Here is a 3937-nt window from a genome sequence, read left to right on the forward strand (position 1 = left end):
GTCACCGGTTCATTGATGAAAATCTACAGCGGCGCTGGCTTCGTCGCTGCGAAATCCGCCGCCACCGTGGTGCCGATGCGCATTGAAGGCGCAGAGTACACGCCGTTTGGCCGCCTGGCCGGGGTGTTTAAACGTCGTCTGTTCCCGCGCATCACCCTGACGGTGCTGCCTGCCACGGTGATTCCCATGCCGGAAGCGAAACGCGCGCGCGACCGCCGCGTGCTGGCCGGTGAGCATTTACACCATGTGATGATGGAAGCGCGCATGGCGGTGCGCCCGCGCGAAACGCTGTTCGACGCTTTTCTCAATGCACGCACCCGTTACGGGCTGAGCAAACCCTGCATCGAAGACATCAACTTTAAGCCGGACAGCTACACCGGGCTGCTGAAAAAAGCGCTCGGCGTCGGACGCATTCTGGAGCGCTACAGCCAGCAGGGCGAATTCGTTGGCCTGCTGCTGCCGAACGCCACGGTGACCGCGGCAGCGATTCTCGGGGCTTCACTGCGCGGTCGCGTGCCGGCCATGCTCAACTACACCGCCGGCATCAACGGCATGCGCGCGGCGCTGACCGCCTCGCAGGTGAAAACCGTGTTTACCTCGCGCCAGTTCCTGGAGAAAGGCAACCTGTGGCACCTGCCGCAGGGGCTGACGGAGGTGCAGTGGATCTATCTGGAGGATCTGAAGGATACCGTCACGCTGCAGGACAAACTGTGGATCCTCGCGCACCTGCTGCTGCCACGCCGGGCACAGGTTGCGCAGCAGCCAGAAGACGCGGCAATGGTGCTGTTTACCTCCGGCTCGGAAGGCAATCCCAAAGGTGTGGTGCACTCGCATAAAAGCCTGCTGGCGAACGTGGAGCAGATTCGCACCGTGGCGGACTTCACCCCGCGCGACCGCTTTATGTCGGCGCTGCCGCTGTTCCACGCCTTCGGCCTCACCGTCGGACTGTTCACGCCGCTGCTGACCGGCGCGCAGGTGTTCCTCTATCCCAGCCCGCTGCACTATCGCATCGTGCCGGAGCTGGTGTATGACCGTAACTGCACCGTGCTGTTCGGCACCTCCACCTTCCTCGGCAACTATGCGCGCTTTGCCAGCCCGTACGATTTCGCCCGGCTGCGCTACGTGGTGGCCGGTGCCGAGAAGCTGCAGGAAGGCACGCGCCAGATCTACATGGATAAGTACGGCATCCGCATCCTCGAAGGTTACGGCGTGACCGAGTGTGCGCCAGTGGTGGCAATCAACGTACCGATGGCCGCCAAATCGCATACCGTCGGCCGTATTCTGCCGGGCATGGATTCACGTCTGATTGCGGTACCGGGCATTGAGCAGGGCGGACGACTACAGCTGCGCGGTCCGAATGTGATGAACGGCTACCTGCGGGTGGAAAACCCCGGCGTGCTGGAGCCACCGGTGGCGGATAACGGCGAGGGCGAACAGGAAGCCGGCTGGTACGATACCGGGGATATTGTCAGCTTTGACGAGGGCGGTTTCTGTCAGATTCAGGGGCGCGCTAAACGCTTCGCCAAAATCGCTGGTGAGATGGTGTCGCTGGAGAGCGTGGAGCAGATTGCCCTGAAAGCCTCGGCGGAGAAACAGCACGCGGCGTCGCTGCGGCCCGATGGCCAGCGCGGTGAAGCGCTGGTGCTATTTACCACCGACAGTGAACTCAGCCGCGACCGGCTGCAGCAGGCTGCGCGTGAGATGGGGGCGCCAGAGCTGGCCGTGCCGCGCGACATTCGCTACATGAAACAACTGCCGATGCTGGGCAGCGGTAAACCAGACTACGTCAGCCTGAAACAGCTGGCAGAAGAGGAGCGGGCATGAGTCAGTCGGTGAATCCGGACGCTCCGTTGCTGTCGCGCAGTATGCTGGCGGTGATCGTGGCACAGTTTTTCTCTGCCTTTGGCGACAACGCGCTGCTGTTCGCCACGCTGGCGCTGCTGAAAAATCAGTTCTATCCGGACTGGAGCCAGCCGATCCTGCAGATGCTGTTTGTGGCCACTTACATTCTGCTCGCGCCGTTTGTCGGACAGATGGCCGACAGCTTTGCCAAAGGGCGGGTGATGATGTTTGCCAACAGCCTTAAGCTGCTCGGTGCGCTGGTGATCTGCTTCGGCTTTAATCCGTTTCTCGGCTACACGCTGGTAGGGGTCGGCGCGGCGGCGTATTCGCCGGCGAAATACGGCATCCTGACGGAGATCACCAGCGGCGCGCGGCTGGTGAAAGCCAACGGGCTGATGGAGTCGTCGACTATCGCGGCGATTCTGCTCGGCTCGGTGGCAGGCGGCGTGCTCGCCGACTGGCATCTGCTGGCGGCGCTGGTGGTGTGTGCGCTCACTTACGCACTGGCGGTGGTGGCGAACCTGTTCATTCCGCGTCTGCAGCCAGCGCGCCCCGGCCAGAGCTGGCACGCTGGCGCGATGCTGCGCAGCTTTATCGCCTCGGCACAGCTGCTGTGGCGTAACGGTGAAACCCGCTTCTCGCTGCTCGGCACCAGCCTGTTCTGGGGCGCCGGCGTCACGCTGCGCTTCCTGCTGGTGCTGTGGGTGCCGGTGGCGCTGGGCATCACGGACAATAAAACGCCGACCACGCTAAATGCCATGGTGGCGATCGGTATCGTTATCGGCGCGGGCGCGGCGGCAAAACTGGTCACGCTGCAAACGGTGCGGCGCTGCATGCCGGCCGGCGTGCTGATTGGCGTGATGGTGGTGCTGTTCTCGCTGCAGCATAGCCTGCTGAATGCGTATCTGCTGCTGATGCTGATTGGTGCGCTGGGCGGCTTCTTTGTGGTGCCGCTCAACGCGCTGTTGCAGGAGCGCGGCAAAGATACCGTGGGTTCTGGCAACGCGATTGCGGTGCAAAACCTGGGTGAAAACAGCGCGATGCTGCTGATGCTGGGGCTGTATACCGTGGCGATTAAGCTGGGTGCGCCGGCGGTCGCGACGGGCGTGGGCTTCGGCGCGCTGTTCGCCATGGCGATTGCCGTGCTGTGGTGGAGAACGCGTCGCTGAGCGGCGCAGAAAGGGACCAGGTCGCCATGAATGGCGACCCTACCCAGGCCCGGCGCATATGCCAAAACCACAGCAGGTACGCGAGGGTAACGAACCCTGTAGGGTGCGCGTTAACGCGCACCGAAACCGTAGCAGGTAAGCGAAGGTAACAAACCCTGTAGGGTGCGCGTTAACGCGCACCGAAACCGCAGCAGGTACGCGAAGGTCACAAACCCTGTAGGGTGCGCGTTAACGCGCACCAGGGAGATTACGGTGCCGGATACGTATACTGACGGTGAATCGCTTCCAGCGCCTCTAACACCTCGCCGCTCAGCGTCAGATTGAAACTCTCCACGTTAACCTTCAGCTGTTCCATGGTGGTGGCACCGAGCAGGGTGCTGGCCACAAACGGCTGCTGCCGCACATAGGCCAGCGCCATCTGTGACGGATCCAGGTTGTGCTGTTTTGCCAGCGCTACGTAGGCAGCAATCGCCTGCTGTGACTGCTCGCCGCTGTAACGGGTAAAGCGGCTGAACAGCGTATTGCGCGCGCCGGCCGGTTTCGCCCCGTTGAGGTATTTGCCGCTCAGCGTACCAAAGGCCAGGCTGGAATAAGCCAGCAGTTCCACGCCCTCATGCTGGCTAATCTCTGCCAGACCCACTTCGAAACTGCGGTTCAGCAGGCTGTACGGATTCTGAATGGTGACGATACGCGGCAGCTCGTGCTTCTCCGCCAGCTGCAGGTAGCGCATTACGCCCCAGGCCGTTTCGTTCGAGACGCCGATGTAACGGATCTTGCCCGCGCGCACCTGCTCGGTCAGCGCTTCCAACGTCTCCAGCAGCGTAACAGTGGCGGTGTTATCACTGTACTGATAACCGAGCTTGCCAAAGTAGTTGGTCTGGCGCTGCGGCCAGTGCAGCTGGTAGAGGTCGAGGTAATCGGTATTA

General features: G+C 62.2%; 3 protein-coding genes. 2 read left to right on the top strand and 1 reads right to left on the bottom strand.

Going from position 1 to position 3937, the window contains the following annotated elements; translation table 11 throughout:
* A partial coding sequence (gene aas / locus FT726_RS26285) for a bifunctional acyl-ACP--phospholipid O-acyltransferase/long-chain-fatty-acid--ACP ligase (RefSeq protein ID WP_346303743.1) occupies positions 1-1824 on the top strand: 1824 nt, incomplete at its 5' end.
* Positions 1821-3011, top strand: coding sequence for a lysophospholipid transporter LplT (gene lplT, locus FT726_RS26290; RefSeq protein ID WP_282995559.1), 1191 nt, complete (start codon positions 1821-1823; stop codon positions 3009-3011). The genes aas and lplT, both read left to right, overlap by 4 nt.
* A 247-nt stretch (positions 3012-3258) precedes the next feature.
* Here lplT and FT726_RS26295 read toward each other — a convergent pair.
* The coding region (locus tag FT726_RS26295) for an NADP(H)-dependent aldo-keto reductase (protein ID WP_346303744.1) at positions 3259-3937 on the bottom strand (679 nt) is incomplete at its 5' end.

Origin of the sequence: Pantoea sp. Morm (assembly GCF_016643525.1) — a bacterium.
Classification (GTDB): domain Bacteria; phylum Pseudomonadota; class Gammaproteobacteria; order Enterobacterales; family Enterobacteriaceae; genus Pantoea; species Pantoea dispersa.

What these genes read in the sequence shown, in the direction of transcription:
- lplT (WP_282995559.1), top strand. Translation starts at nt 1,821, where the DNA reads ATGAGTCAGTCGGTGAATCCGGACGCTCCGTTGCTGTCGCGCAGTATG.